This is a genomic window from Amycolatopsis sp. NPDC034160 (assembly GCF_055575355.1).
Map to the genome: position 1 here is coordinate 66,026 of NZ_JBVISU010000002.1, position 23,878 is coordinate 89,903.

27 protein-coding genes, 3 tRNA genes and 1 pseudogene are annotated in these 23,878 nt (G+C 65.7%); 17 read left to right on the plus strand and 14 right to left on the minus strand.

The window, feature by feature from the left end; translation table 11 throughout:
* Window positions 1-100 precede the first annotated feature (100 nt).
* Window positions 101-1,495 carry a hypothetical protein gene (locus ACZ54P_RS05085; protein WP_465460292.1) on the plus strand — a complete coding sequence of 465 codons (1,395 nt, stop codon included), beginning with the start codon at window positions 101-103 and terminating at the stop codon, window positions 1,493-1,495.
* Window positions 1,495-2,460, plus strand: a complete 966-nt coding sequence (locus ACZ54P_RS05090; protein WP_465460835.1) for a glutamate ABC transporter substrate-binding protein — start codon at window positions 1,495-1,497, stop codon at window positions 2,458-2,460. The genes ACZ54P_RS05085 and ACZ54P_RS05090 overlap by 1 nt, the downstream gene beginning before the upstream one ends.
* Window positions 2,461-2,502: 42 nt before the next feature.
* Here the strand turns inward: ACZ54P_RS05090 and ACZ54P_RS05095 are convergent, their stop codons facing one another.
* From ACZ54P_RS05095 to ACZ54P_RS05115, 5 genes are all read right to left on the minus strand, one after another.
* Window positions 2,503-3,999: a hypothetical protein gene (locus tag ACZ54P_RS05095; RefSeq protein WP_465460293.1), complete on the minus strand. Its 1,497-nt coding sequence runs from the start codon at window positions 3,997-3,999 to the stop codon at window positions 2,503-2,505.
* A gap of 23 nt (window positions 4,000-4,022) precedes the next feature.
* Window positions 4,023-4,601 carry a DUF3558 domain-containing protein gene (locus ACZ54P_RS05100; protein WP_465460294.1) on the minus strand — a complete coding sequence of 193 codons (579 nt, stop codon included), beginning with the start codon at window positions 4,599-4,601 and terminating at the stop codon, window positions 4,023-4,025.
* A 26-nt stretch (window positions 4,602-4,627) separates the two neighbouring features.
* The gene (locus ACZ54P_RS05105; RefSeq protein ID WP_465460295.1) at window positions 4,628-5,140 is read right to left on the minus strand and encodes a DUF3558 family protein; all 513 of its coding nucleotides are present in this window, start codon (window positions 5,138-5,140) and stop codon (window positions 4,628-4,630) included.
* Window positions 5,141-5,195: 55 nt separating this feature from the next.
* Window positions 5,196-5,615, minus strand: a complete 420-nt coding sequence (locus ACZ54P_RS05110) for a hypothetical protein (protein ID WP_465460296.1) — start codon at window positions 5,613-5,615, stop codon at window positions 5,196-5,198.
* 95 nt (window positions 5,616-5,710) lie between these two features.
* Window positions 5,711-6,463: an ESX secretion-associated protein EspG gene (locus ACZ54P_RS05115; protein ID WP_465460297.1), complete on the minus strand. Its 753-nt coding sequence runs from the start codon at window positions 6,461-6,463 to the stop codon at window positions 5,711-5,713.
* A gap of 135 nt (window positions 6,464-6,598) precedes the next feature.
* Here ACZ54P_RS05115 and ACZ54P_RS05120 point away from each other — a divergent pair, with 135 nt between their 5' ends.
* Complete coding sequence (locus ACZ54P_RS05120) at window positions 6,599-9,280, plus strand: serine/threonine-protein kinase (RefSeq protein ID WP_465460298.1); 2,682 nt, start codon at window positions 6,599-6,601, stop codon at window positions 9,278-9,280.
* A gap of 66 nt (window positions 9,281-9,346) precedes the next feature.
* Here the strand turns inward: ACZ54P_RS05120 and ACZ54P_RS05125 are convergent, their stop codons facing one another.
* From ACZ54P_RS05125 to ACZ54P_RS05150, 6 genes are all read right to left on the minus strand, one after another.
* Window positions 9,347-9,931 carry a PaaI family thioesterase gene (locus ACZ54P_RS05125; protein ID WP_061980211.1) on the minus strand — a complete coding sequence of 195 codons (585 nt, stop codon included), beginning with the start codon at window positions 9,929-9,931 and terminating at the stop codon, window positions 9,347-9,349.
* A 9-nt stretch (window positions 9,932-9,940) separates the two neighbouring features.
* Complete coding sequence (locus tag ACZ54P_RS05130; RefSeq protein ID WP_465460299.1) at window positions 9,941-11,356, minus strand: MFS transporter; 1,416 nt, start codon at window positions 11,354-11,356, stop codon at window positions 9,941-9,943.
* 213 nt (window positions 11,357-11,569) lie between these two features.
* Window positions 11,570-12,028, minus strand: coding sequence for a hypothetical protein (locus ACZ54P_RS05135; RefSeq protein WP_465460300.1), 459 nt, complete (start codon window positions 12,026-12,028; stop codon window positions 11,570-11,572).
* A 4-nt stretch (window positions 12,029-12,032) separates the two neighbouring features.
* Window positions 12,033-12,590: a SigE family RNA polymerase sigma factor gene (locus ACZ54P_RS05140; protein WP_465460301.1), complete on the minus strand. Its 558-nt coding sequence runs from the start codon at window positions 12,588-12,590 to the stop codon at window positions 12,033-12,035.
* Window positions 12,591-12,938, minus strand: a complete 348-nt coding sequence (locus ACZ54P_RS05145) for a hypothetical protein (protein WP_465460302.1) — start codon at window positions 12,936-12,938, stop codon at window positions 12,591-12,593.
* A gap of 133 nt (window positions 12,939-13,071) precedes the next feature.
* Window positions 13,072-14,313, minus strand: coding sequence for a L,D-transpeptidase (locus ACZ54P_RS05150; RefSeq protein WP_465460303.1), 1,242 nt, complete (start codon window positions 14,311-14,313; stop codon window positions 13,072-13,074).
* Between the two features lie 421 nt (window positions 14,314-14,734).
* Here ACZ54P_RS05150 and ACZ54P_RS05155 point away from each other — a divergent pair, with 421 nt between their 5' ends.
* On the plus strand, window positions 14,735-14,938 hold the full coding sequence (locus ACZ54P_RS05155; protein WP_003097368.1) for a cold-shock protein: 204 nt from the start codon (window positions 14,735-14,737) through the stop codon (window positions 14,936-14,938).
* Between the two features lie 116 nt (window positions 14,939-15,054).
* Here ACZ54P_RS05155 and ACZ54P_RS05160 read toward each other — a convergent pair whose 3' ends face one another.
* The gene (locus ACZ54P_RS05160) at window positions 15,055-15,474 is read right to left on the minus strand and encodes a hypothetical protein (protein WP_465460304.1); all 420 of its coding nucleotides are present in this window, start codon (window positions 15,472-15,474) and stop codon (window positions 15,055-15,057) included.
* Between the two features lie 548 nt (window positions 15,475-16,022).
* On the opposite strand from ACZ54P_RS05160, the gene ACZ54P_RS05165 reads away from it, so the two are divergent.
* The 9 genes and pseudogenes from ACZ54P_RS05165 to ACZ54P_RS05205 all read left to right on the plus strand — a co-directional run bounded on the left by ACZ54P_RS05165 (window position 16,023) and on the right by ACZ54P_RS05205 (window position 20,560).
* Window positions 16,023-16,277, plus strand: coding sequence for a hypothetical protein (locus ACZ54P_RS05165; protein WP_061980204.1), 255 nt, complete (start codon window positions 16,023-16,025; stop codon window positions 16,275-16,277).
* 123 nt (window positions 16,278-16,400) lie between these two features.
* Window positions 16,401-17,180: an SCO6745 family protein gene (locus ACZ54P_RS05170; RefSeq protein WP_465460305.1), complete on the plus strand. Its 780-nt coding sequence runs from the start codon at window positions 16,401-16,403 to the stop codon at window positions 17,178-17,180.
* 145 nt (window positions 17,181-17,325) lie between these two features.
* Window positions 17,326-17,398 (plus strand) — tRNA-Glu (locus ACZ54P_RS05175).
* A 28-nt stretch (window positions 17,399-17,426) separates the two neighbouring features.
* Window positions 17,427-17,500: transfer RNA gene (locus ACZ54P_RS05180), tRNA-Asp, on the plus strand.
* Between the two features lie 31 nt (window positions 17,501-17,531).
* Window positions 17,532-17,605 (plus strand) — tRNA-Phe (locus ACZ54P_RS05185).
* Between the two features lie 579 nt (window positions 17,606-18,184).
* Window positions 18,185-19,357, plus strand: coding sequence for an AAA family ATPase (locus ACZ54P_RS05190; RefSeq protein WP_465460306.1), 1,173 nt, complete (start codon window positions 18,185-18,187; stop codon window positions 19,355-19,357).
* Complete coding sequence (locus ACZ54P_RS05195; RefSeq protein WP_350573012.1) at window positions 19,354-19,929, plus strand: hypothetical protein; 576 nt, start codon at window positions 19,354-19,356, stop codon at window positions 19,927-19,929. Before ACZ54P_RS05190 ends, ACZ54P_RS05195 begins: the two co-directional genes overlap by 4 nt.
* Window positions 19,930-19,999: 70 nt before the next feature.
* Window positions 20,000-20,305 (plus strand): annotated as a pseudogene (locus tag ACZ54P_RS05200) (HD domain-containing protein); the annotation flags it as partial.
* 75 nt (window positions 20,306-20,380) lie between these two features.
* Window positions 20,381-20,560: a hypothetical protein gene (locus tag ACZ54P_RS05205; protein ID WP_350573107.1), complete on the plus strand. Its 180-nt coding sequence runs from the start codon at window positions 20,381-20,383 to the stop codon at window positions 20,558-20,560.
* Here the strand turns inward: ACZ54P_RS05205 and ACZ54P_RS05210 are convergent.
* Together ACZ54P_RS05210 and ACZ54P_RS05215 are read right to left on the minus strand one after the other, a co-directional pair.
* Complete coding sequence (locus tag ACZ54P_RS05210) at window positions 20,551-21,021, minus strand: NUDIX hydrolase (RefSeq protein ID WP_465460307.1); 471 nt, start codon at window positions 21,019-21,021, stop codon at window positions 20,551-20,553. The two genes, ACZ54P_RS05205 and ACZ54P_RS05210, sit on opposite strands and share 10 nt — an antisense overlap.
* Window positions 21,022-21,031: 10 nt before the next feature.
* Window positions 21,032-21,916: an XRE family transcriptional regulator gene (locus ACZ54P_RS05215; RefSeq protein ID WP_465460308.1), complete on the minus strand. Its 885-nt coding sequence runs from the start codon at window positions 21,914-21,916 to the stop codon at window positions 21,032-21,034.
* A gap of 161 nt (window positions 21,917-22,077) precedes the next feature.
* On the opposite strand from ACZ54P_RS05215, the gene ACZ54P_RS05220 reads away from it, so the two are divergent.
* The 4 genes from ACZ54P_RS05220 (at window position 22,078) to ACZ54P_RS05235 (ending at window position 23,636) form a co-directional block, all read left to right on the plus strand.
* Entirely contained in the window at window positions 22,078-22,548 is a 471-nt protein-coding gene (locus ACZ54P_RS05220; RefSeq protein WP_465460309.1) for a hypothetical protein, read from the plus strand.
* A 294-nt stretch (window positions 22,549-22,842) separates the two neighbouring features.
* Complete coding sequence (locus ACZ54P_RS05225) at window positions 22,843-23,112, plus strand: hypothetical protein (RefSeq protein WP_465460310.1); 270 nt, start codon at window positions 22,843-22,845, stop codon at window positions 23,110-23,112.
* The gene (locus ACZ54P_RS05230; protein ID WP_465460311.1) at window positions 23,090-23,344 is read left to right on the plus strand and encodes an AMED_5909 family protein; all 255 of its coding nucleotides are present in this window, start codon (window positions 23,090-23,092) and stop codon (window positions 23,342-23,344) included. Before ACZ54P_RS05225 ends, ACZ54P_RS05230 begins: the two co-directional genes overlap by 23 nt.
* Window positions 23,334-23,636, plus strand: coding sequence for a helix-turn-helix domain-containing protein (locus ACZ54P_RS05235; RefSeq protein WP_465460312.1), 303 nt, complete (start codon window positions 23,334-23,336; stop codon window positions 23,634-23,636). The genes ACZ54P_RS05230 and ACZ54P_RS05235 overlap by 11 nt, the downstream gene beginning before the upstream one ends.
* Window positions 23,637-23,878 lie beyond the last annotated feature (242 nt).

Consider the following 23,878-nt stretch of genomic DNA (forward strand, 5'->3'; position numbering starts at 1 on the left):
TCGGCAGATCACGTGCCGATGACACACGCCGGTGTCACTGGCTGCGCAGATCCCGACTCGGATACCTTCTTGCGGGTAGAGCCAATGGGGAGGATCGGCGATGACGAGCACTGTGACCCGGCCGGGGCCGCCGGGGAGCCCCGCGCCGCCCCCTGCGCCGGAGGGCCGCGGCGGGATCGCCGGGCTGCTCGAACTCCCGGGTAACGGGATCCGGGCGATCGTCCGGTCCGCGGCGACCACGCCGGGCAGGCTGTCGGTGATCGCGATCGGGCTCGTCCTGCTGTCGCTGGTCGCGGGACTGACCGGCACGCTGGCCGCGCAGGACAAGAAGGACACGATCAACGGCCTGATCGACCACCGCGAACCACTGGCCGCCGCCGCGCAGCAGGTCTACCGCGCGCTCTCGGACGCCGACGCGACAGCGGCGAGTTCGTTCCTCTCGATCGGCACCGAGCCGCTCCCGATGCGCCAGCGGTACGAACGCGACATCGCGGAAGCCGGTGCGGCGCTGGCGAAGGCGGCGTCGGACTCCTCCGGCGTCGACGAAGCCGCCGAGCAGATCAACATCCTCGGCCGCGAACTCCCCGTCTACACAGGACTGATCGAGACCGCGCGGGTCTACAACCGGCAGGGTTATCCCGTCGGGGCCTCGTATCTGCGGGAGGCCTCCGAGCTGATGCGGGCGAAAATCCTTCCCGCCGCACAGGACCTCTATCGCATCGACACCGACCGGCTCGCCGCCGAACAGGACGACGCGACCGGGTTTCCTTGGCTGGCAACGGCTTTCGTGCTCGTGCTGCTCGCCGCGCTGATCTTCACCCAGGTGCATCTGACGCGGAAGACCAACCGGCTGCTGAACATCGGACTCGTCGTGGCGACCGTGTCGGTGGTGGTCGCCCTGCTGTGGGGCGCGGTGGCGCTGATCGTGCAGAGCAGCCTCGTCGGCAGCGGCGAGGAAGACGGCTCGCACCAGGTGGACGTCCTCGTCCGCGCCCGCATCGCGGCACTGCAGGCACGAGCCGACGAAACGCTGACCCTCGTCGCCCGCGGCGACGGCGCGGCGTATGAAAAGGACTTCGGCGATCTCGCCGCGCAACTCGGCGGGACCGACGGACAGGGCGGTCTGCTGGGCGAAGCCCGCGGCCTGGCGGCAGGCGGTGCGGCCGCCGACAAGGTAGACGCGGCGATCCAAGCGGCGTCGGCATGGTTCAAGGCGCACGCCGAGGTGCGGCGCCAGGACGACGACGGCTTCTACCAGGACGCCGTCGGCACGGCCATCCGCGACGACAAGAAGGACGGCGCGGCCGGGGCATTCCTGCGGCTCGACGAGAACCTGGTGGCCGCGATCAACGTGGGACGACAGGAGTTCCTCGACGACACCCGCGGCGGCGAACGGGCGCTGACCCTGCTCGCGCCGGGGATCGCGGTACTGGCGCTGATCGCGGCGGCGGGGTCCGCGTTGGGAATCCGTGAACGGCTGAGGGAGTACCGGTGATGCGGAACGGTCTGCGAGCGGCCGTGCTCGGCGCGGTCCTGGTGCTGGCGACGGCTTGTGGCAGTGCGGGGACGCCGGTCGACCCGGCCCCCGTCGGCGACGTCGCGCCGCCGTTGCCCGCGAACGTCGGCGGTGCGGATTCCGCCGGTGGCGGCGGCACGGCCGACATGAGCTGCAATCCGCTGGCGAGTCTGCGGCCGACCAGCGGCCTGCAGATCAGCAGCGGCTCGACGATGGCGAAGATCAAGGAGAACGGCAAACTGACCGCGGGCGTCGACCAGACGACGTTCCTGTTCGGTTTCCGGAATCCGACGTCGGGCCAGCTCGAAGGCTTCGACATCGACATGGTCAACGAAATCGCCAAGGCTATCTTCGGCAGCGCGGAAGGCCGCGTGCAGTTCCGCGCGATTCCGTCGAAGCTGCGCGAAGAAGTGCTCGAGAAGAAGCAGGTCGACATCGTGGTGCGTACCTACAGCATCACCTGCAGCCGACTGAAGAAGGTCAACTTCTCGACCGCGTACTACAAGGCGGGACAACGGATCCTGGTCGACGCGGCGTCGAAGGTCGCCCAGCTTTCGGATCTCGCCGGGCGCCGGGTCTGCGCGACCAAGACGTCGACCTCGCTGACGAAGATCGCCGCCGACCCCTCGAAGCCGGTGCCGGTCTCGGTGGACAACTGGTCGGACTGCCTGGTGATGCTGCAGCAGAAGCAGGTCGAGGCCGTGTCGACGGACGACGTCATCCTCGCCGGGATGCTCGCCCAGGATCCGACACTGAAGATCGTCGGGGACCGGTTCACCGAGGAGAATTACGGCATCGGTATCCCCAAGGAGAACGAGGACATGGTGCGGTACGTGAACGCCGTGCTGGAGAACGTGCGTGGTGGCGCTTGGCAGGCGAGCTACGCGAAGTGGATCGGGAACAAGCTTGAAGGCGGGACGCCGCCATCAGCTGAATACAAGTGAAAACGGGCCGTTCGGGAGCGATTCCGAACGGCCCGTCTCGTACTAGGGGGACTTCTCGCCGATCACCGGCGGCACCGGCTTCATTTCGCCGTCGTAGCCGCCGAACAAGACGTCGGCGTCCTCATCCTGCAGGTAGTTCGGGGCCTTCTTTTCCTTGTCCTCTTCCTTCTGCCCCTTGCCGGCAGGACCGCCGGCGCCCATCACGCCCGGACCGCCGCCCTTGCCGGCGGCGGCCGCGCCACCCCGGGTGATGCGCTCCTCGGGCACCTTGCCCGCCCCGGACCCACCGCCCTTGCCGGCCAGCTTTTCGGCCTCACCGGCCGAAACCTTGCCGCCCGCGAGCCGCTCGGCGACGTTGCCCGCCCCGCCGTTCCGCCCGAACCCGCCGCCGCTCTTACCGCCCCCGCCACCGGTCAACCGGCTCGCCGCACTGCCACCCGGCCCGCTCGTCGTCCGGCCGGGCTTGCCGCGGTACTGCTCGCTGCCCAGCCGTCCGAGACCGGTGGGGCCAGGGCCGTTGAGGGCCGCCAGCCCCGGCGCCGGACCGGGACGGAAGGACCCAGGCGGCCCGCTAAGCGGCTGATTCGGCCCGGACACCCCCGTGTGGCCGCCGCCCGTGGTGATCCCGGGTCCTGGCGTCGGACCCGGCGTCGGGCCGGGCCCACCGGGGTTACCCGGCCCAGGCATCCCCGGCCCACTGCCCGGCCCACCGCTGAACCCCTTGACGTCCCCGCCCGAGAACCCGGACGCCGAGGTCGAATCACCCATTTCCGGCGGCGGGGAGAAGGTGGGCTGCTGGGAATTGACGTCGAAAAGAGACTGGTCGTAGGTGTGCATCACCTGCGCGGCCTGCTGATGCGCCTGGAACGACTGCTCCTGCTTGGCCGAGATGTTGCCGACCGTTTCCACCGCGCCCGCGAAATTCCCCGACGCGAACTGCTGCATCGCGTTCTTGTACTCGGCGTTGCGATCGAACGGGACCTCTTCGGGCATGGAGTTCTTCGCGGTGGTCGCCGCGGCCGCTGATTGGGAAAAGCGGTTGGACGCGAGGTAGGCGCCGTCACCCGCGTTGTCGGCCCACTTGCCCAGATTCTTGAAGAACCCGTGCGCGGCCTCCGCGGCGGGCCCCTGCCAGTGGGCGCCCTCCTTGTTGGCGGCGGAGGTGAGCGCGTTGCTGAAGGTGTTCAGGGCGTCGCCCTGGTTGTTCCAGATCTCGCCCTTTTGGTCGATCTTCTCGGGGGAGAGATTGTTGGTGACCATGCCGATCAGGTCGCCGTGGGAGTTGCCCTCGTAGCGCTGACCTGACGGCGTCAGCCCGGCCCGGAACTGCTGGCCCTGAGCGAGCACCGCGGCCTGATCGCCCGAATACTGGCCGGCGACCTGCTCCGCGGTCATCCGCGCGGTGAGGGAGTTGCCGCCGGGACCCTGGTTGACCTGGTCGTAGGTCTCCGCGTAGCGCTTGCCCTCGTACGTCCGATGCGCCTTGCCGTCGGCGCTCGCGAACGAGCCGAAGTTGTCCTGCCCGACGTTCTCCGCCATGATCCCCTCCCTGCTCTTTCCTGTCAGTTGCCTTGGGGAAGCTTGGGTGCGAGAGCCTCGGCGACGGAGGTTGCATCGGTGCACGCTTGGTCGTCCGATCCGACCGCCAGAGTCAAATTAGCTGTCGCGCGCGAAGTGGCTGTCACGGAAATTCCAATGAAGCAGTTACCCTGACCGGCGGCGCCGTCCAGTTGAACAGCTTCCCGTCCGCCGATCTTCGTGCCCTTGTCGGATTCCAAGTCGTCGATGCCTTCATCGCCCACGGAGTAGAGGGCGACGTTTCCGTATCGAGCCTTCTTCGCGCGGCAGCCGTTGTCGCTCTCAAGTGTTTCGGGTTCATATTCTTCGTAGCCGAGCGACGCAGTCGTTTCCTGGATGATCACGCAGGTGTCCAAGCCTGCGGAAACATCGGATGCTGTCGGGCTGGAGACTGGCATCTTGGACTGCTCCGGCTTGGGTGTTCCGGCATTTTGACTTTCGACGGCGCCTGCCGCGAGAGCGGAGCAGGAGGCGATCACCGCGATTGCCGACGGTAACGTGGAAACGAAGGTCTGACTCTTGCCCACGATTCGTTTCGTCTTCAAGTCGGTCGCGTCGTTCATTATGATCGCTTCCCTCGTCTTTGCCGTCAGTTGCTTTGGGGAAGCTTCGGTTCGATCTGTTGCGCTATCGCGCGAGCGTCGGCGCAAGCCTGCTCATTCGTTCCCCCATTGGATAGTCCGAGAGTCACCGTCGCGCGGGAGTTCGCGGTTACAGCGATTCCGATGGTACAAACACCTTTGCCGCCCCCACCCTGGATCTCGACGGCTTCCCGGGAGCCGACCTTCGACGGCACGAGCTGCCCGCCGTCCGGCTTCAGCGCGGATATTCCCTCGTTTGGAACGAGATACGTGGCAACCGTGCCGTAGCGGGGTTTGGTCGCGCCGCAGCCGTTGTCGCTCTCGTACGTTTCGGGTGTGGCCGGCTCGAACCCTTGAGCGGTGGCGATCGGCTCGAGGAGGTCACACGCCTTCAAATCGCCGAAAGCGTTGTCTCCGGTAGCGCTGGTGTGCTGCGAGCTGCTCGACTGCACGGGTGGAGCGGGCGTTGGATTTCCCTTGCCCTCTGTCGTGCAACCGGTGAGCACGGAGATCGAGGTCATCGCGAAGAGCAACCTGGTGTACTTGGACTTGGTTGTCCGAGCATGGTGCATGTGTTCAGATTTCCTTGCCGAGATCGGACAGGTCAACACTTGCGGAGTGGTCGGTGGCTTTGTACTTGTCGATGGCTGTGTCGATGGCGCCACAGGCTCGCTCGACGATGGTCTGGAGTGTCTCAAGCTGAGTCCTGGCGGATTGCTCGTCGCCCGACGCGATCAAGGTCATGTGCTGGCCGACCTCCATGGCGAACGGGCTGGCTCCCAATTCCGGCGAGCGCTCCAGGACTGTGAAGCTCACTTTGTTTTTGGTCCAACTGTCGAGGTAATCCTGCAGTGCGGTCTTGTACGCCTCACCCATCTCAGGACTGACCGCGAACTTCCCTTCCTTCGCCGCCGTCACCATCGCGTCGGCCTGCGCCGAGAAGTCACCCAGCATCTGCGAAAAGTCACCCGGCGGTCCACCGGTGCCGTCTGCCATGGTCTCTCCCCTGTACCAAGTGCCGGTTACTCGTCGCGTTCGTCAGATCACGATATCAGCGGAAGAAGCTCGAAAGAGCCCCCTTCAGGGGAGGATCACGCGCTGCCGACGCGGGCGGCTTCGACCAGGTCGTGAACCCATCGTGCCAGGTGGGAGCCGCTCGTCGGGGTGCATGTGCGGCGGACTTCGCCGTCGGGGAAGCGGTCCGTGGTGAGCATGAAGCGGCCCTGGACACTGTCGAACCACTGAACGCTCTTTTGCTGCGGTTTGCCCCGGTCGTCGCGCAGGGTGACGCTGATCGTGCCGAGCCGCGCGAGCGGGTGCTCGAAGAACCGGCTCGCCGCGCCCAGGCGGAGGTTGTCCGGGTCCTCGTCGAAGGGATCATCCGGTCGCTTCGACGGGGGAAGGGTGCTGGACGTCGTCACCCGTCCGGGGAATGGCTGCAGTGACGGCAGGTTGCCGAGGAGGGTCGCGACGACCTGTTCGGGGTAAACCGGCTCGAAGAGGATGTCGAATCCGCGTTGCTGGCTCACGACACCCAGACGGCGGTCCCAGCCGCCCCGATAGAGGTATTCGGCATCCTGCTCGACCTCGTGCGCCTCCAGGGTGACGACGAAGTCGGCCGTGGCCCAGAGCCGAAGGGTCTCCTCGTAGTCCCGCAGGAGTTCGCGGCCGCGCGCGAAGCCGCGGTCGGCCAGCCCGGCCCAGACTTCGTCGCAGTGCCGCTCGCGTTCGGTGAAGGTGGTGCCGACGGTCGGGATCTCGAAGGGCAGCACGAATCTGCCGAGTCCGAGTTCCTCGAGTACGACGTCGAGCTGGGTCATCGACATCGAAAATGACGCAGGCACTCCGACCTCCCCCTCATCACCTGCTGAATCGGTTCTCTCCCGCACCGTAGCGGGTTCGACCCGGCGCGGGCACGACCTGCCTGCTCGCGACTAGGATCGGGCCTGACTTCGTCGCGGGGATTTCGGGAGGTACCAGTGTCGGATGAGCCGCGCCGTCCTCGGCACGCAGCGCCGGATGACACCAAGCCGGACAAAGAGGCGGAGGCCGCCTCGTGGACGCCACCGGCGCCGGTCCGCTGGGAGACACCCGAGCCGTCCATTTCCGGCAGGCTCGATTTCACCGAGCCGCCCCAGGCCAAGCCGGGGCCCAAGCCGGAAAGCGACGCCGAGCGCACGATTTATCACGCGCCGGTCCAGCGCCCGCAGACTCCGCCGCGCGGCCAGCAACGGCCGATCCCCGGCGCCGAAGACCCGACGCGTCCGCCGGGCGAGATGGCCCCGGTGAGCCCGCAGACCCAGGTCGTCCGCCCCGAGTGGCAGGCACCCGCCGACGCGCCGCAGCCGACCAGCGTGCTCTCCTCGCCCACCCCAGAGACGCAGAGCATCATGCCGCCGGCACCGCGCGTCGACAGCGGACCAGGGCCGCTGCCGGATCCGGGCACGGAAAGCGTGCTCCCCGAACGTTCCAGCGAGAGCCGGGGAACCGGGAGCGGCACCGGCATGGGTACCGGATCGGGTAGCCGGGGGACCGGCACCGGAACAGGTTCGTTCCCCGGCACCGCGCGCCGGACGTCTTCGCGCACTTCGCGTCGTGGCCGTCTCGGCGCCGGGCTCGTCGACGTCCCGCAGGTGCCGTACCGCGACCCGGCGTCCGCCGTCCTCGAGAACCCCATGGTGTCGGAGGAGAAGCGCTTCTGCGGCAGCTGCGGCGCCAAGGTCGGCCGCGGCAAGAACGGCGAAGCCGGTGCGCCGGAAGGCAACTGCGAGAAGTGCGGGAACCCGTTCTCCTTCGTCCCGAAGCTGCGGCCGAACGAGATCGTCGGTGGCCAGTACGAGGTGCTCGGCGCGCTCGCGTACGGCGGGCTCGGCTGGATCTACCTCGCGCAGGACCACAACGTCAGCGACCGCTGGGTGGTGCTCAAAGGCCTGATCGACACCGGTGACGCCACCGCGATGGCGGCCGCGGCCAACGAGCAGCGGTTCCTCGCCGAGGTCGAGCATCCGAACATCGTCAAGATCCACAACTTCGTGCAGCATCCGGACGGAGACACCGGCAACTCCGTCGGCTACATCGTCATGGAGTACGTCGGCGGCCAGTCGCTGCGCCAGCTCGCGCTCGCGCACCACCGCGAGACGAAGCGCCCGGAGCCGTTGCCGATCGGCCAGGTGATCGCCTACGGGCTCGAGATCCTGCCCGCCATGGGCTACCTGCACAGCCAGAACCTGCTGTACTGCGACCTCAAGCCCGACAACGTCATCCAGACGCATGAACAGCTCAAGCTGATCGACCTCGGCGCGGTCCGCCGCATCGACGACTACGAGAGCCCGCTGTTCTTCACCACCGGCTACAGCGCGCCCGAGCTGGCGACACACGGCGCTTCGGTGGCGTCGGATCTGTACACGGTCGGCCGCACGCTCGCCGTCCTCAGCTTCGAGTTCTCCGGCTACACCAGCAAGTACAAGACGACCCTGCCCGGACCGGACGTCGTCCCGTTGTTCGCGCTCTTCGGTTCGTACTACCGCTTCCTGAAGCGCGCGACGCACACCGACCCGGACCGCCGGTTCATCGCGGCCGAGGAGATGGGTGACCAGCTGACCGGCGTGCTGCGCGAGATCATGGCGCTGGGCACCGGAAAGCCGCGTCCGGGTGCCTCGACCGTCTTCGGGCCGGAGACTCGCACCTTCGGCGTCGATCTGGTCGTCCCGGAGCACGGCGGGAGCGTGCCGCTGCCGGATCCCGGCGAGGTCGTCTCGGGCCTGCCGATCCCGCAGGTCGACACGGACGACCCCGCGGCGGGCATGCTGGCGTCGACGGTCGCGCTCGATCCGAGCGGTGCGATCGAGGCACTGGCGGGCGCGCCGCGCGAGTCGATCGAGGTGCGGTTGCGTATCGTCCGCGCCCGGATCGAGCTCGGTGAGCTGGTCGAAGCACAGCGACAGCTGCAGGCCGCGCAGTACCTCGCCATCAAGGCGGGTTTCCCGCACGACTGGCGGATCGACTGGTACCGCGGGCTGATCGAGCTCGCGGGTGGCCGGTCCCGTGTCGCGCACGTCGCGTTCGAAGCGGTGTACGACGACCTGCCCGGCGAGATCGCGCCGAAGCTCGCTTTGGCCGTCAGCGCGGAGGGCGTCGGGGACTACTTCGGCGCCGCGCGCTACTACGAGCTGGTGTGGCGAACGGACCGGTCGTACGTCAGCGCCGCCTTCGGGCTCGCTCGCGTGTACCTCGCGCAGGGCGCCCGTGCCAGCGCGATCGAGGTGCTGGAGGCCGTCCCGGCGTCGTCCACGCACTACGTGGCCGCACAGGTCGCCGCGATCAAGATCAAGACCAGGATCAACGGTGGCGGCAAGGATCCGGTGCCGGTGTCCGAACGCGACCTCGTCGACGCGTCGACGAGGCTGGAGCGGCTGCAGCTCGACGCCGAACGTCGCACGCGGCTGTCGGCGGAGGTCCTCGAAGCGGCGTACGGCTGGCTCAACGCGCAGAACCGGCCGACGCCGGGCGCGAAGGTGCTCGGTTGCGAGCTGGACGAGCGGGGCCTGCGGTTCGGGCTCGAGCGCTGCTACCGGACGCTGGCGCGGCTGGCCGGCACGGTGGATCAGCGCGTGGAACTCGTCGACAAGGCCAACGCGATCCGGCCGAGGACCCTCACCTAGCTCGCGTTTCGTCCTCTGAACGCGGTGGTTCGGGGTACGAACTACCGCGTTCAGAGGACGAAATGCTCAGGGGTTGATGTCCCACTCGCGTTCACGCTTGGCCTTTTCGTGCGCGGCGGCGAGCTTCTGGAGTGCCTCGGGGTCGCCGTGGGTGCTGAAGTGCTCGAACTCCACCCGTACGAACAGCGCCCGCGCCCGCACCGCGACAGGGCCGTCTTCGGCGTCGAGACGTCCGTCGGCGCTCACATAGATCTTGCGGCCCGCGATGCCGTCCAGCTTCGTCGCGATGTAGAGCGTCGAACCGACCGGCACCGGCCGAAGGAAATCCGTTTCCAGCTTCCCGGTGACGGCGGGGCGACGCAGCAGGTTGCCGACGGTCGCGCCGAGCGCCTCGTCGAAAGCGCAGGCCAGCAGTCCGCCATGGGCGAGGCCGGGCGCACCCTGGTGGGCGGAGGTGACGGTGAACTTCGAGTACACCGTCGTCCCTTCGCCCACCGTGGACTGCAGGTGGAGCCCGGCCTCGATCTCGTCGCCGCACCCGAAACACTCACCGAAGTGAATACCGAGGTCGCTGCCCGGCTGCGGGGCTTTCGGGTGGACGGTCGCCGGTTCGACTTCGACCGGCGGCCACGGCTGGGAGATACGGCTCATGGAAAGACGTTAACTCGCCGGTAGCTCCGAGGCCTCGCCGGGAGTGGCGGTTTCCGGTTTCCGGCGACGCACGATCCGCGAACTCACGATGCGGCGCAGGGAGACCCCGGCCGTCTCCGGCAGCAGCAGGATCGGGATGGCCGCGATCGCCGCCGCGGCCATCAGGTAGTACGCGGGCCACAGGTTGTCGCCGGTCTTGTTCACCAGAGTGCCGATGACGTACGACGCCGTGCCACCGAACGCGGCGGTGGAAACGCTGTAGCCGATGGAGAAACCGCCGTAGCGCTCCTGTGTCGGGAACATCGCCGGCAGCGTCGCCGCCAGCACGGCCAGGATCAGCACCAGCGGTACCGCGATCATCACCAGGCCGAGCATGAGCTGCCAAGCGTTCCGGTCGTCCGCGGCCGCGCCCATCAGTGAGAACGCCGGGATCGGCAACACCAGGAAGCTCGCGCAACTCGCGATCAGGATGGGTTTTCGCCCGATGCGGTCGGACAGCATGCCGACCGGCACGATCAGGATCAGCATCAACGCGATGGTCGCCAGGATGATGAGCAAGGGGGTGTGCCCGCTGAAGCCGACCACGTCCTTGAGGTAGGTCTCCAGGTAGGTGATCACGATGTAGTCGGCCACGTTCAGCATCACCACGATGCCGATGAGGTGCAGGATCGAGGTCCAGTGCTTCTTGAGGAGCGCCTTCAGCGGCGACTTCTCGACCTGGTTCTTCTTCTCGATCTCCAGGAACAGCGGAGTGTCTTCCAGCTTGTTCCGCAGGTAGAGACCGACGATGCCGAGCGGACCGGCGATCAGGAACGGCAGGCGCCAGCCCCATTCGCGCATCGCCTCGTCGCCGAGGACCACGGTGAAGATCGTGACGAAGCCCGCGCCCATCGCGAATCCGACGAGCGTGCCGAACTCCAGCCAGCTGCCCCAGAAACCCCGGCGCCGGGCGGGGGCGTACTCGGCGATGAACGTCGCCGCGCCGCCGTATTCACCGCCTGCAGAGAAGCCTTGGATGGTGCGCAACAGGATCAGGAGTACCGCCGCGGCCGGGCCGATCGTCGCGTAGGAGGGCAACAGGCCGATGATGAACGTCGACCCGGACATCAGGATGATCGTCAGCGCGAGCACCTTCTGGCGCCCGATCTTGTCCCCCAGCGGACCGAACACGAAGCTGCCGAACGGCCGCACGACAAAGGTGATCGCCAGGACCGCGAAGGTCGCCAGCGCACCTTCGGAAGTGCTGGAAGCGTTGAAGAAGACCTGCCCCAGGATGGCGGGCATGAAGCCGAAGACACCGAAGTCGTACCACTCGATGCAGTTACCCATCGCCGCTCCGGCGACGGCCTTTCTGATCTGCTCCGGTGGGGCCTCCGCTGGTTCCCCTTTTTCCTGATGCCCAGCGCTCAGCGCCTCTTCGGCCATGGGTTTGACCTCCCGACCCACCCGTTTACCTACCCATCGTCGACGGTTGTTTCCCTCGACCGTAGGTGTTCAAACATGCAGGTTCAGCGCTTTGCAGCGATCGCGCGAGCGCCGTTCCCCCGAAACGGTGATGAATGACCAGGTGATGCCGAGGTCGGAGAATTTCCGATTACCGTGCGTCACATGCGCGGGAGCGGACGTCCGGGCAAGAGATCAGCGGGTCGTGATCGCTGTCGGCGGCTCGCTCGGCCCGTTCGTCAAGGTGGGCGCGCCAGGAGGCGCGGCCGTGGTCGTGCGGCCCGGCTGAACGGTCTTGGGGGTCGCCCGCGTCGGGCCGGACTTCGGAGTCGTCCCCGCGGCGGGTGACTCCGGCGGAGAGGCTTCCGGCCGGGGAGTCGTCTCGGAAGACGGCGGCGAGACCGGTAGCGGGGAGATGGTCGACAGGCCGGGCCCCGCCGGCCGCACCGGCGCGGATCCCTCACCACCGCGACCACCGACGGCGATCGCGCCGGTCACGATCACCGCGACCGTCGCCAACGAACTCCCGGCCACGGCGAGCCGTTTGCGTCGTCGCCGGATCCGGCCACCCTTCTCGATGATGTCCGCCGCCCGGATGCCCAGCGGGGGACCGCTCGCCCCGTGCGAAAGCACGCCCTTGATGTCCTCGTCCATCTCCTCACCTCCCATCGTCGTGCGCTCCACTCAAGGCCAGTTCGCTGAAATGCGGTCCGAGCCGCTTGCGCAGGGTCGCGAGGCCCCGTGCGCTCTGACTCTTCACGTTCCCGGTGCTGCAGCCCAGCGCCGCCGCCGTCTCTTCGACGCTGAGGTCTTCGAAGTAGCGCAGCACCAGCACGGCCCGCTGCTTAGGCGCGATGCCGGACAGGGCATGCCTGACCAGCATCTCCTGTTCAGTGCTGCCCTCTTCACCCGGGACTTCGGGAAGGGCGTCGGTGAGCTTCTCCCGTTTGCGCCAGACGCGCCGATGCTCGGAGAGGAACGTCCGCAACACGATCTTGCGCGCGTAGCCGTCCAGCGCGTCGTGCCGGGAAAGCCTCGGCCAGGCCAGGTACAGCTTCAGCAGCGCGGCCTGGGTGATGTCCTCGGCCTGATGCCAGTCCCCGCACAGGAGATACGCGGTGGCACGCAGGTTGTGCGCGCGCTCGTCGAAGTACCGGGCGAACTCGCCGTCCCACGGCGAGCCCGTCCCGGTCTTCGACGAGCGGCTCGACGACACCTAGTTACCGGCTCCTTCGACGATGGCGGGGAGGCGCAGATCCCCGGTCGGCCCGGCCGGGACGGCCTTGGGCACGCGGTGCTCGCCCGGCGCGGCGACAGTCGGGGTCTTCTCGGCTCCTCGCGCCGGGGCGGTGGTGGCCCGGGTCGGCTCGCCCGGTGCCGCGGTGGGCGCGCTGGTCGGCTGGGGCGCCTGGGGCGCCTGGGTGGCCGTCGGCGACGGCGCGCTCTGGTCGGCCGACGCCAGCGACGTGGTCGCGAAGGCGGCGCCGCCCGCCAGCAGCAGCGCGCCGAGGGTGAGAGCGATACGAGTACGCAAGAGGGTCTCCTCGATCCGGGCGCCGCTCATTGGCCGCGGCGCCTTACGTCGTTAGACATGCGCCCCGCCCAGCCTGGGGTTGCATCGAGTTTTCGCGGGTTTTCCCGACACGAACGGCCGGAGACCACGAAGGTCTCCGGCCGCCCGGTTCCATGGAAGTACTTCAGCTCGCGAGAGCGGACAGCTTCGTCCACTCGTCCCAGGAGTAGGTCCAGTCGCTGTAATCGCGAGCCCGGTTGATCTTCACCGTGCTGCCCTCGATCTCGACGGGGTCGCCGACGAGCGCACCCGCCATGTACTCCTTGGCGTTCGCCGGCGCGAGGTTCACGCAACCGTGCGAGATGTTCTTCTTGCCCTGGGCCCAGATCGAGGGCGCGTAGCCGTGGATGAACTCGCCGTTGGTCGAGAACCGCACCGCGGACGGCACGACGATGTTCTCGTAGTCGTAGCGTTCGTTGGTCATCGAGTACGTGTCGTGCTTGGACATCACCACGTGCGTGCCGCTCGGCGTGACGCGGCCCGGGTCGGCGTCGAGGCCGTAGCTGGCCGCGTAGTCCGCGATCTGCTGGCCGTCCCGGATCACCACGAGCCGGTGGGTCTGGGTGTTGCCCTTGACGATCTGCGAGCGCCCGATGGTGAAGCTCGCCGAGCGGTCTTCCTTGCCGTACACGCCGTCGCCGATCTTGACGCCGTAGATCTTGGCGTTGAACTTCACCGTGGTGCCGGGCTGCCAGTAGGCCTTCGGCCGCCAGTGCACCGAGGTGTCGTCGTGGACCCAGGCCCAGGAGCCCTCGGTCTTCGGCGTGGTCTCGACGGAGAGGGCCTTCTCGACCGACGCCTTGTCGGTGACCTTGCTCGGGAAGGTCAGCGTGATCGGCATCGCGACGCCGTAGGTCTGCCCGTCGAACACGTTGATGTTGGCGCCGACCTGCTTGCGCGGCTTGACCGTGGTGAAGGCGCCGCCGACGTCGACGGGCTTGCCGTCGGTGCCGGTGGCCTTGCCGGACCAGGTGTAGGTCTTGCCGTAGCCGAGCTGTTCGGTGGCGGACCAGCTCTTCTTGTCCTCGGACGGCTGCCCGGCGACCTGCTTGCCGTCCGGGTTGGTCAGTACGACCTGGTCGAGCGTGCCGTCGGCGACGCTGACCTTGATCGGCTGGCCGGGCGCGACGTCCTGCGCGCCCGCGGCCGGTTCGTAGGTCAGTTTGGCCGGCGCGGCCGCCTGTCCGCCGGTCTCGCTGCTGATCGGACCGCCGCCGTCCGGCCCGCTGGCCGAAACGGTCGGCTCGCTGCTGCACGCCCCCAGCGTCAGAACGGCCACCAGCCCCAGTGCCGCGAACGCCGCGCGGCGGCGGGCGGTTTCAGTGAACCTCAAAGCTTCCCCTTTGCTCCCCTGTACACCGACCATGACGTTCGGACCGCCCCATAAGTTGATCCCACGGAGAGTGATGCGAGTCACAATCGAGTGGATCATAGTTCACGATCGGGGCATGGCCGACTTCGGTCCGTGTCCGGCGATGACCTGAGGTCGGCGCGCCGGGAAAGGGTAGTGAGGGGGTCCGACAAAAGACGGCGCGGTATACGACGTTCCGGTGACCTTGGTACTTGGGGGTGCCCAGAGTCCGATCACGGGCTTCAAATATGGCCAGATCCCGGTACTCTGCCATCAGGCCGTCGTTTTGCGTGTTCGTGGCTTCACACTCGCGGAACTTCTGACGCGAGCCATGAGCCGGTGACGCGCTCTTCGCTCGACTCGTTGGAACCGCCCGGGACGGTCTGGGTGTCGCTTCGGTGGCACTCGAAGCGGATGTGCAACGAGGAGTACAGCGGTGGCGCAAGGCACTGTGAAGTGGTTCAACGCGGAGAAGGGCTTCGGCTTCATCGCGCAGGATGGCGGCGAGGGCGACGTCTTCGTTCACTACTCGGAGATCGAGGGCCGCGGTTTCCGCACTCTCGAGGAGAATCAGCGAGTGGAGTTCGAGGTCGGTCAGGGCCAGAAGGGCCCGCAGGCCCAAAAGGTCCGCGCGATCTGAGTCCGCCCTTCGGCGTTGCTCAGACTGATCAAAAAGGCCCCCGGCGATTTCGCCGGGGGCCTTTTCGGACTTCGAAAGCTTCTTCTGTTGTGCTGTTTCCGTTCCGGGGTGACGGGTCAGCGGGCGACGGGCTGCTCCCACGCGTTGGCGTCGAAGTGGAATTCGTCGGTGTGGGCTTCCTCGTGGCGGCGCTGCTGGGCCGAGTTGGCCTGTGATTCCCACGAGAGACGCTCGAGGATCCATTCCTGCGCCAGCGCCTGCGGCGACAGGTTGCGTTCGGTGGCGGCGTCCTTGAGCTGTTCCATGGCGATGAGGTTCATCCGCAGCTGGAACACCTGCGCTTCGCCGAAGCGCTTGCCGGTGCCGGTGCTCTCCGGGTCGTTGTCGGGGGCGAGGGCACGAAGGTAGCTGGTGAGCTCCGTGTCTTCGACGACCGCCTCGGCCTCCTTGGTGGCGGAGTTGCGGTGACGACCGGGGTTGACCGGCTTCAAGTTCGTGCGGCTGCCGTTACGACGGCTCAGGGAAGGAAGGGGCACCGGGCCACGATAACGGTTCGGTCTCGGCAAACCAACCACAGTGAGCCACGACACACTCTTTTTATTTCCCCAATGGCCTGACGATCTCTACTCGCGCCCGGCCCGGTGATCACTAAACGCAATCAGGGCACTCTAAGAAACCTTTTCGCGCCAGCGAAGTTGATTACTCGGCCTTCACCGGTGCGGGGCTGTCAACCGCCACCGAACGGACCCTGGGGGTCTGGGGGGTGGCCCCCCAGAACACGGAGCGACCCCCGCGCCAGGGGGAGGAACGCGGGGGTCGGAGGGGATCTCCACAGGCGCTGACCGGGGGTGTGTCAGCAAATCGATTGTTGCACGGTTTGCTGAGAAGGGCGAGTGGGCGCGGGCAGAATTCCGGTCGGCGCGTCACCTGTGGTTCGCCTGTGATTCATGTGGCACCGGCGTGCGCGTGATTGCTCTGCGTTGTGCGGAGCGTGGCGGCAGGTTCACTCTCCGGGGGGCTGTGTGTCGCGGTCGGCGGTGGCTAGCCTCGCGGCCAAGCTGTTCGTTGGCCGTTTGGAGGAACCATGGGTGGGTCTGTGGAAGTTCGACAGTTCCTCCTTCGGTACGAAGGTGCCGATGGGGGTAGTTCGACGTTGGCGGGTGGTCTGCCGGCGCAACGCACGGGTCAGGGGGATACCCAACGGGTGTCCGACGATCAGGTGCGGCGTGCCCGGTTGGCGGTGGCCAACGGGGCGCTGGGTGTCGATGACTGTGTCCAGTTGCTGGACATGCTGGGGTTGACGCTGGATGAGGACGGGCAGGCGCCCGTTCAGCGCTGAGTTTCGACCGAAGCCCGGTCGTGTGGTGTGTTCGCCGCGCGGCCGGGCTTTCGTTTGCCCTTGACGAGTCGCTCGCCAGTTATGCAACACTGTTTTTATTCAACTCGGGGGAAGGCGGCCGACATGGGCGACGTGGCGACGATCGAGCTGGCGCGGGAGATCCGGGGCACGGTGCAGGTGCTGGGCGGGCAGTTCATGACCTCTCCGCAGCTCGCCGAAGTCGAGGCCGAAGTGGGGCTGTCGCCGCGAACGCTGTATCTGCGAGGGCGTTCGGCGGTGCTCGGCGACCCGCCGCCGAAGGTCGTCGCGGAGCTGTTCGGGATCTTCCCGCACTGGCTCTTCGAGTTCGCGCTGCCGCCCGCGATCGCGGCACTCGACGCCGCCTCCGCGGTCCGCGCCTACGCGCGGTCATCGGCGAAGTGGGCGCGGGTCAGCCTTTCGGACGCCGACGCCCCCGGTCGCCTCGCCGATCTGCTGTTCCGTCTCGTGGACGCCGCGGACGCGAGTGGTCTCGCGTTGTTCGCCGGATGGCAACTCGCCGAACGTCCGCAAGACGACGTCGAGCGGCTGGCGTTCGCGCTCATGGTCTTCCGCGAGTTCCGCGGCGGTGTCCACTTCGCCGCCCTCCGCGCGGTGGGCCTGACCGTGCCCGAGGCCGTCGTCGCGGACCCGGAGGGCGGGCGTGGGCGGCTCCTGCGCACCGCGTGGTCCGAGGAAGCCGCCGACGAACTGATCGCCGCGGCAGAGGTCAAGGGTGAGCTGCGGCAGCGCTGGCGGCACGCCGAGCACCTGACCGATCAGCGCGTGGCCGAACTCCTCGCCGTCACTCTCACGGGCGACGAGCGAGACGAGCTTCGGAGGCGTCTGGGCGCCCTGCGGGACACCTCGGCCCTGATATCCTGAAGTCACCGCGTTCTCGCAGGTCCCAGCCCTGTGAATCCGTTAGAGGCCCCCTGTGCGGGAGCCAAAACGGGGGTGTCCTATAGTTATGTTCGCTCCCGGGGACACCGGAGAGCGCGGGTCGGTCGGTTCGCCGAAACCGAACCGGGCTCCCATCGTCCAGCGGCCTAGGACTCCGCCCTTTCAAGGCGGCAACGCGGGTTCGAATCCCGTTGGGAGTACGCAGTACAGTTACAAAGCAGTATGCAAGGCCCTGTGGCGCAGTTGGTTAGCGCGTCGCCCTGTCACGGCGAAGGTCGCGGGTTCGAGTCCCGTCAGGGTCGCAAGATCGTTCGGCTCCTTGCCGGCGTTCCCGGCCAGGTAGCTCAGTTGGTACGAGCGTCCGCCTGAAAAGCGGAAGGTCGCCGGTTCGACCCCGGCCCTGGCCACCGCTCCCAGAACCGCCTTGATCCAGGTCAAGGCGGTTTTTTCATGTCGAGGGTCGATCTTGGGTCTGTCCACTGTTGACCGTGGTTGACCCGCTTTGGCCGCCGCTTGTCGCACGTATGTTGCACGCCTCGGGGGCTGCTGTCGCTCGCTGAGGGCTTCGCGTGCCTGTTTGCTCCGCTTCCCTCGCCCCTGCCATCTCTAGCGCCGGGTCGGTCGCGTCAAGGCACGCTTTCCTGCCTTGATGCGGGCGGGCCGGTGTTAGACGCTGAGAAGCGAGGGACCACCCTGGTGACCACTGCGCGTCGGCTGGGTGGGTCGGGTGATCTCGCCGTGTGGCTCCTGGATCTCTGTCGTCGTTGGCGGCGCGCTGCGGGTGCTGCCCTGCGGCGGGCTCGCCCGGCGGCGCCTGCCGGAGCGGAGCGGGAGGCCGGCGTCGCCTCCTGGGCGTAGCCCGCCGGACGGGTGGTGACCTGCGCGCCGCCAACGGCGGCGCCTTGATCCCATAGAGCCAAATTCGGCAAGCCACCCACCGGTGATTCGGAAAGCCAGTCCTTCTCACATGGAGGTACGCTGCGGTCGTGACCAGCAGGGAGACACTTATACACGATCTTGGACCCGTCCGGTTCAAGTCGTTGACCATGAGCAACTTTTTGTCTTACAGGTCAGCTACGCTTGATTTTAGTGATCTCACCGCACTGATTGGACCGAACGGTAGCGGTAAATCGAACGCGATCTCAGCGATGAAGTTGCTACGAGACATCGCGCTCCACGGGCTGCCTGTCGCTTTGTCGCGCAGGGGAGGGTACGACCAGCTCCGTCATCGAAGCACAGGGCGCCCGTATGAACCAGGCTTGCGAATCGAATTTACAGTCGCGGGCGGCCATCCGTGTTTTTATGAATTACGTCTTTCTTCTCTTAAAGGAAAGCGGTATGAAGTAAAGGAGGAGCGCGGTTCCGTACTTGTCGGCAGTAGAGAGTTGAAGTTTCAGCACACCAAGGGCGTGTTTTCGGCTGAGGAGGTCTCGACGCTTCCTGAGCCGATTGAGCGCATGGATCGAACTATCCATATCCCTCAGGGGCAGAGTATTCTTTCTTTGCAGCCAAGCTTCGGTGTAAGTATCGTTTCCGCGGTGCTGCAATCGATGCAGGTGCTAGAAATAAACCCTACGCGAGCTGCGGAACTGCAAGACCCTTCGCCTGTTTCGGAGTTTGAGCCGGATGGCTCTAATATTGCGAGCATAGTTGAGAATTTTGATCAGCATGAGCGTGCTCAACTTGCGCAGCTGCTTGCCGCTGTCGTGCCCGGAATTGCTCGTATCGAGGTGCGTCATCTAGCGGATAAAGTGACTGTCGTATTCGTGCAGAATACAGGTAAGGCGAATAGGGAGTTCTTCGCCAAGCAAATGTCTGACGGCACCCTCAGGGTATTTGGAATCTTGGTGGCAATACTCCAAAGTCCAAGACCAACAATTCTTCTAATTGAAGAGCCAGAAGTAGCTATTCACCTAGGTGCTCTTCAGACCCTAGTCGAAATCTTGCGCGGCGAGGTAGACGATATTCAGATCGTGATCACTACGCATAGTGCTGACATTGTGGACAGCGTTGATCTGGATGACCTGCGCGTTGTGTGGGTGACTGACGGTGTCTCACAGATATCCAAAGTCGCTGAACATGCCCGAGGGCCTATTGTTGACGGATTAATTACGCCTGGCGCCCTCCTGCGGGCGGACGCGCTGGATCCGTCGCTATGAGTCAAATTCATTCGCCGCATGTGGGCTTAATAATTGAAGGCTTCGGCGATCGTGGCGCGATTCCTTTGCTGCTTCGAAACTATCTGCACTCGCGAGGTATCTACTCCGATATCCTTGGAAAGCCGATCCCTTTAAAAGGTAAAAGCTCTGCGACCAAGGACAAGGGGATAGAGGGTTACGCCGCTGCGGCTGCCTCTCGGCCGGGCTGCAAGGGTCTTCTTGTTGTCCTGGACGCCGACGACGAAATGCCCTGCAAGGAGGGGCCGGAACTGCTGCAACGAGTCGCGACTATTACACCAGTCCCTTGTGTAATTGCAATTGCTGAAAGGGACTATGAGGATTGGATATATGCTTCCGCGGAAACCTTAGAGATTGACATTGCTGAATTTTCACCGGCAGCACGCGGCCTTAAAGAGATCACAAACGCATTGCGCCCAGAAAAATATAGGAAGCCGATTTGGCAGCCGAAGTTAACTGCACGGATAGACTTTGATCTTGCCCGATCGCGAAGTTCCAGTTTCAACAGGTTTCTTGCGCGATTTGATGAACTCTGTCAGCCGATTGTTGACTGATCGCCAACATCGCAACTTCTCCTCTGTGCTGGCTTGGCTATGGCGCGTTGACTGCCGCTACCGTGGGTAGGTGGAGTTGTGGACGTGGGCGGAAGGTCTGGCGGTAGCAAGGCTCTGTGAGCAGTTGCCACGTCGATGGGCGCACGTTCAAGGTGTCTGCAAGCGAGCTAAATCGGCGTTTCGGCTGATATCAGCCGCTGACGCAGACTTGCTTGCTGCGGCTTGCCTGGTCCATGACCTTGGATACTCGCCGGATCTGACGATCACAGGGCTGCACGCGTTGGACGGTGCTCGGTATCTGCGGGAGGTCGAGGCTCCGGAGCGGTTGTGCGCGTTGGTAGCACACCATTCAGCGGCGTACTTGGAGGCAGACCTGCGGGGCCTGGGCGACGAGCTAGCCGAGTGGGCCGACGAACGGACGTTGCTGAGGGACGCTCTGTGGTGGGCAGACATGACCACCTCACCTGACGGCGACGTCGTGACCTTCGAGGAACGCGCGAAGGAGATTCGGCAGCGGTACGGACCGGATGACGTCGTGTCGACGTTTATTCAGGTAGCGCGGCCGGAGTTGGCGGGCGCAGTCGAGCGGACGGAAGCTCGGTTGCGGGCAGCGGGCATCGACTACGTGTAGAACGGCTGGTCAGTACCCTCGAAGCCGCGGGCGATCCTGAGCCGGATGGCGGGGTGGATGTTGAGGTCGTCCAGCTTGGCTGGTTCGACCCACAGAACCTCTTTGCTCTCGCTGCTCGTGCGCAGGTCACTGGACAGAGCGCGGGCGCGGAAGCAGAGCGAGAACTCCTGGCGGACCTCGCCGTCGTCGTACTCGATGACGTAGTCGGGGTCGGAGAAGATCCCGATGAAGCCAGTGACGTCGACGGTCAGGCCTGTCTCTTCCTCGACCTCGCGGACCACGGCCTGTGCCACTGATTCGCCGAACTCCTGCCCGCCGCCGGGGATGGCGTATCGGTCGTTGTCGGTGCGCCGGATCATCAGCAGCCGGCCAGCCTCGTCCAGGATGAACGCGCTGACGGCGACCTGTAGTGAGTTCGCCTCCGGCGCGTTCGGTTCGTGGTAGTGGTCTCGGCGTGCCATAGCTCCTTGCCTACCAGGTCAGCGGCTTGGCGGCAGCCCAGACGGTCTCGAAGCTCTCCATGTACGTCTCGAAAATGTCGCCCTTCGCCGTCTGGCGGAGATGTAGCGCGGGGGCGTGTGCTCCTGGAAGGCCGTACACGTGGGTGTTGATGACCATCTCGTCGTCGAACCGGAACACCGAGTTGTACAGCGTGGTCGTGTGCAGCCGTGCCTCTACACCGGGTAGGCCGTCGAGCGGGCGGAGGAACGCTAATGCGTTGCGGATGCGAGCGGAAACGGTGCGTGCGTCGAGCCGTTCCTCTTCGCTGCGCTTGGTGGCCTCGTCCGCGTCGGGATCGCCGAACAGAAGCCGAATTTTGGCCCCATCGCTGGCTTTCTTCTTGATCTGCTTCGCAAACGTAGGTCGTTCGACGAGGAACAGGGCGGCCAGGCAAAGAATGTCGATGCGTTCCTCGCTGTCGTCCATCAGCCGAGTCCACAGGTCGGCGGGGATCGCGCTTCGGTGCGAGAAGACTTCAACGACTTCCGGGTTGCTGCGTGGTTCCATCGCGGAGCTTGGCGGACTAACAGTTTGGCTCGTCGGCGATGCAGTTGGTTCGGGGACGAACTCGATTCCACCGTCGTGAAACTCGAAGAGTTGTTCGGCTTGCCATCCGGGAAGCATTGCTTCAAGGATTCGGCAGTGGTCCGCGTAGGGCAGGCCGACGAGTTCGCCTGACAGCCATCGATAGAACTGCGCTTTGCTGGGAAAGCTGCCCCTGAGGCTCTTGTCGACCTTCTCGGCCACCTTGTCGTACTCGCGGCAGAACGCGCGGTAGCTCTGCAAGTGCCGTCCTCGAAGCAGGACCTTGAGGACAATCGGTCGGGCTTCCTGAGCTGCGGTGTCGGGGCTCATGAGACCAACGTAGCACGGGAGACGAGACAAGACGAGACAAGATGAGTGCGAGACGCTGTGAGGCGAGACCGAGACGGTGTCGTGACGGGACACTCATTTGGCCGATTGTTGTAGGTACGCCGGTAAAGGCGTATCCGACAAGCGGGAAGGTTCACCACGACATGGCGATCGAAAAGGGCATCCGATTCAGCGTTGAGCACGATGAAGCGTTTCCGCAGGGTCTTGTGATGGTGGGCGAAGTGTCGCCGGACAACGAATACCAGTCGCGTGAGGAGAGGGCGCAGGGTCGGCCGACGAGGCAGCGAGTGGACGAAGTGACCGGGAAGCGGCAGTGGAAGTTCATGGCGACCGACCCGGGTGAGACGAAGGCGAAGCGGGCTTCGTTTGAGATCACGCTGTTGGCCGACGTGCAGCCGGTGCCGACGACGGTTGAGGTGATGCCGGGTATGCGGCCGGTGGAGCTGGACGGGTTGACCGCTGAGCCGAAGGTGACCGGGCAGGGCGAGTACAAGTACCTGGCCTATGTGTTCCGCGCGACCGGGTTCAAGGCGACTGGTAGTGGCGCGGGCTCCAGCTCGGGCGGGAAGGCTGCCCGGTCGACGGCGGGCGAGTCCTCGGCCAAGGCCGCGTGACGGCACTTCTTCTGTAGGGAAGTGGTGTCGTGATGCCGAACAAGCAGGTGTCTGCGTGGGAGGCGGCGTATCGCGTCTATCGGGACGCGTCGGATGCGGATGCGCGGTCGCGAGACACGAATCCGGATATTGCGCGGGAGATGGCGGCGGCGTCGCGTGAGGTCGCTCAGGCGTGGCGGGCTCTGGGCAGTGATCCCGACCTGCCGTGGTGGGTAGTCGCCGCCGTGGTGTCGGCCGCGCAAGCCTTCGAGGACCAGGCGCGGAAGTGGGAACGCAAGGCGGGAGGTGACCAGCATGGGGAAGGGGCTCGGCGCAACGTGGGTGATCAGCCCGTGGGACGAGGTGACGGTGGAGGAGAGTGGTTCGGGTCCGGGGTCACCCCCGGTGCTGGTGCTGTCGGGCACGGCGGGGTTGCTGACGATCCGTCCTCCCGAGCATCGGGGCGGTTGGCCGGACCGGGCCGTCTTCCTTCGCCGACTCCGCGATTGCGCGGACGAACTGGCGGCACTGCTCGAAAGCCGCGCACAGAGCGGGGCCTGTGATGACGACTCCGGGAAGGAATGATCCGCAAACGCTCAAGGATGCGCACGATATTGCGGCATCGACTCGTCCGCTGCCAGGGGCAAGCCTGGTGACGTGGCTGAAGTGGCGGCAGGCCAACGCAAAGATGTATCGGTCGGTGTCCGATGTGGACCGCTTTCATCACCACGAGATTCGGTACTGGGTCGCGCACGAGGACAGCAAGGCAGAAGAGTTGGCCGCGAGGATTCAGGCGGAGAAATCGGATGCCAGTTAAACGCGTGCAGGAATGGGGCGGTACGGGCGACGGCTCAGTGCTGGACGGCAAGACGGCGGCACAGTGGTTGCGGCGGGCACGTCGGTTCCGGCGGTTGACCCAAGCGCAACTGGCCGAACGATCCGGTGTCAGTCCTCGACATCTCGGCCAACTGGAGCGGGGTGAACGGTCGTTGTCCACGGTAGGTACGGCGGTCCGGCTAGCGGATGGTCTGAACATCGCACGGGAGCACGTGTGGTTGGTCGCGCTTCGCGAGTTCGAACGTAAGGAGCGTAGCCAGTCGCAAAATTGATCAAATAGGCAAGAACTGAATATCGAAATTTCACACGTGGGGACGTGTGGCGGATAAACGCGTCCCTGCGTGGCTAAACGCGTCCCTTAAAACGCAGAACCGGCCCTCGGCTACCAACCTGTTCCGGTTCTGCGCCTGTCCACTGGAGCAGTGAACAATGACGAAGATAAATGACGGCACACAGTGCGAGTCAACGGGGGTCACCCGAACGCGCTGTACGGAATGCAAACGGTTCGCTCGGC

What these genes read in the sequence shown, in the direction of transcription:
- ACZ54P_RS05105 (WP_465460295.1), bottom strand. Translation starts at nt 5,140, where the DNA reads ATGACCTCGATCTCCGTGCTCACCGGTTGCACGACAGAGGGCAAGGGA.
- ACZ54P_RS05145 (WP_465460302.1), bottom strand. Translation starts at nt 12,938, where the DNA reads ATGAGCGGCGCCCGGATCGAGGAGACCCTCTTGCGTACTCGTATCGCT.
- ACZ54P_RS05210 (WP_465460307.1), bottom strand. Translation starts at nt 21,021, where the DNA reads ATGGCACGCCGAGACCACTACCACGAACCGAACGCGCCGGAGGCGAAC.
- ACZ54P_RS05170 (WP_465460305.1), top strand. Translation starts at nt 16,401, where the DNA reads ATGGGCGACGTGGCGACGATCGAGCTGGCGCGGGAGATCCGGGGCACG.
- ACZ54P_RS05165 (WP_061980204.1), top strand. Translation starts at nt 16,023, where the DNA reads ATGGGTGGGTCTGTGGAAGTTCGACAGTTCCTCCTTCGGTACGAAGGT.
- ACZ54P_RS05135 (WP_465460300.1), bottom strand. Translation starts at nt 12,028, where the DNA reads ATGGACGAGGACATCAAGGGCGTGCTTTCGCACGGGGCGAGCGGTCCC.
- ACZ54P_RS05230 (WP_465460311.1), top strand. Translation starts at nt 23,090, where the DNA reads ATGACGACTCCGGGAAGGAATGATCCGCAAACGCTCAAGGATGCGCAC.
- ACZ54P_RS05130 (WP_465460299.1), bottom strand. Translation starts at nt 11,356, where the DNA reads ATGGCCGAAGAGGCGCTGAGCGCTGGGCATCAGGAAAAAGGGGAACCA.
- ACZ54P_RS05215 (WP_465460308.1), bottom strand. Translation starts at nt 21,916, where the DNA reads ATGAGCCCCGACACCGCAGCTCAGGAAGCCCGACCGATTGTCCTCAAG.
- ACZ54P_RS05090 (WP_465460835.1), top strand. Translation starts at nt 1,495, where the DNA reads ATGCGGAACGGTCTGCGAGCGGCCGTGCTCGGCGCGGTCCTGGTGCTG.
- ACZ54P_RS05235 (WP_465460312.1), top strand. Translation starts at nt 23,334, where the DNA reads ATGCCAGTTAAACGCGTGCAGGAATGGGGCGGTACGGGCGACGGCTCA.
- ACZ54P_RS05195 (WP_350573012.1), top strand. Translation starts at nt 19,354, where the DNA reads ATGAGTCAAATTCATTCGCCGCATGTGGGCTTAATAATTGAAGGCTTC.
- ACZ54P_RS05095 (WP_465460293.1), bottom strand. Translation starts at nt 3,999, where the DNA reads ATGGCGGAGAACGTCGGGCAGGACAACTTCGGCTCGTTCGCGAGCGCC.
- ACZ54P_RS05150 (WP_465460303.1), bottom strand. Translation starts at nt 14,313, where the DNA reads ATGGTCGGTGTACAGGGGAGCAAAGGGGAAGCTTTGAGGTTCACTGAA.
- ACZ54P_RS05110 (WP_465460296.1), bottom strand. Translation starts at nt 5,615, where the DNA reads ATGGCAGACGGCACCGGTGGACCGCCGGGTGACTTTTCGCAGATGCTG.
- ACZ54P_RS05220 (WP_465460309.1), top strand. Translation starts at nt 22,078, where the DNA reads ATGGCGATCGAAAAGGGCATCCGATTCAGCGTTGAGCACGATGAAGCG.
- ACZ54P_RS05125 (WP_061980211.1), bottom strand. Translation starts at nt 9,931, where the DNA reads ATGAGCCGTATCTCCCAGCCGTGGCCGCCGGTCGAAGTCGAACCGGCG.
- ACZ54P_RS05100 (WP_465460294.1), bottom strand. Translation starts at nt 4,601, where the DNA reads ATGAACGACGCGACCGACTTGAAGACGAAACGAATCGTGGGCAAGAGT.
- ACZ54P_RS05085 (WP_465460292.1), top strand. Translation starts at nt 101, where the DNA reads ATGACGAGCACTGTGACCCGGCCGGGGCCGCCGGGGAGCCCCGCGCCG.
- ACZ54P_RS05225 (WP_465460310.1), top strand. Translation starts at nt 22,843, where the DNA reads ATGGGGAAGGGGCTCGGCGCAACGTGGGTGATCAGCCCGTGGGACGAG.
- ACZ54P_RS05205 (WP_350573107.1), top strand. Translation starts at nt 20,381, where the DNA reads ATGACCACCTCACCTGACGGCGACGTCGTGACCTTCGAGGAACGCGCG.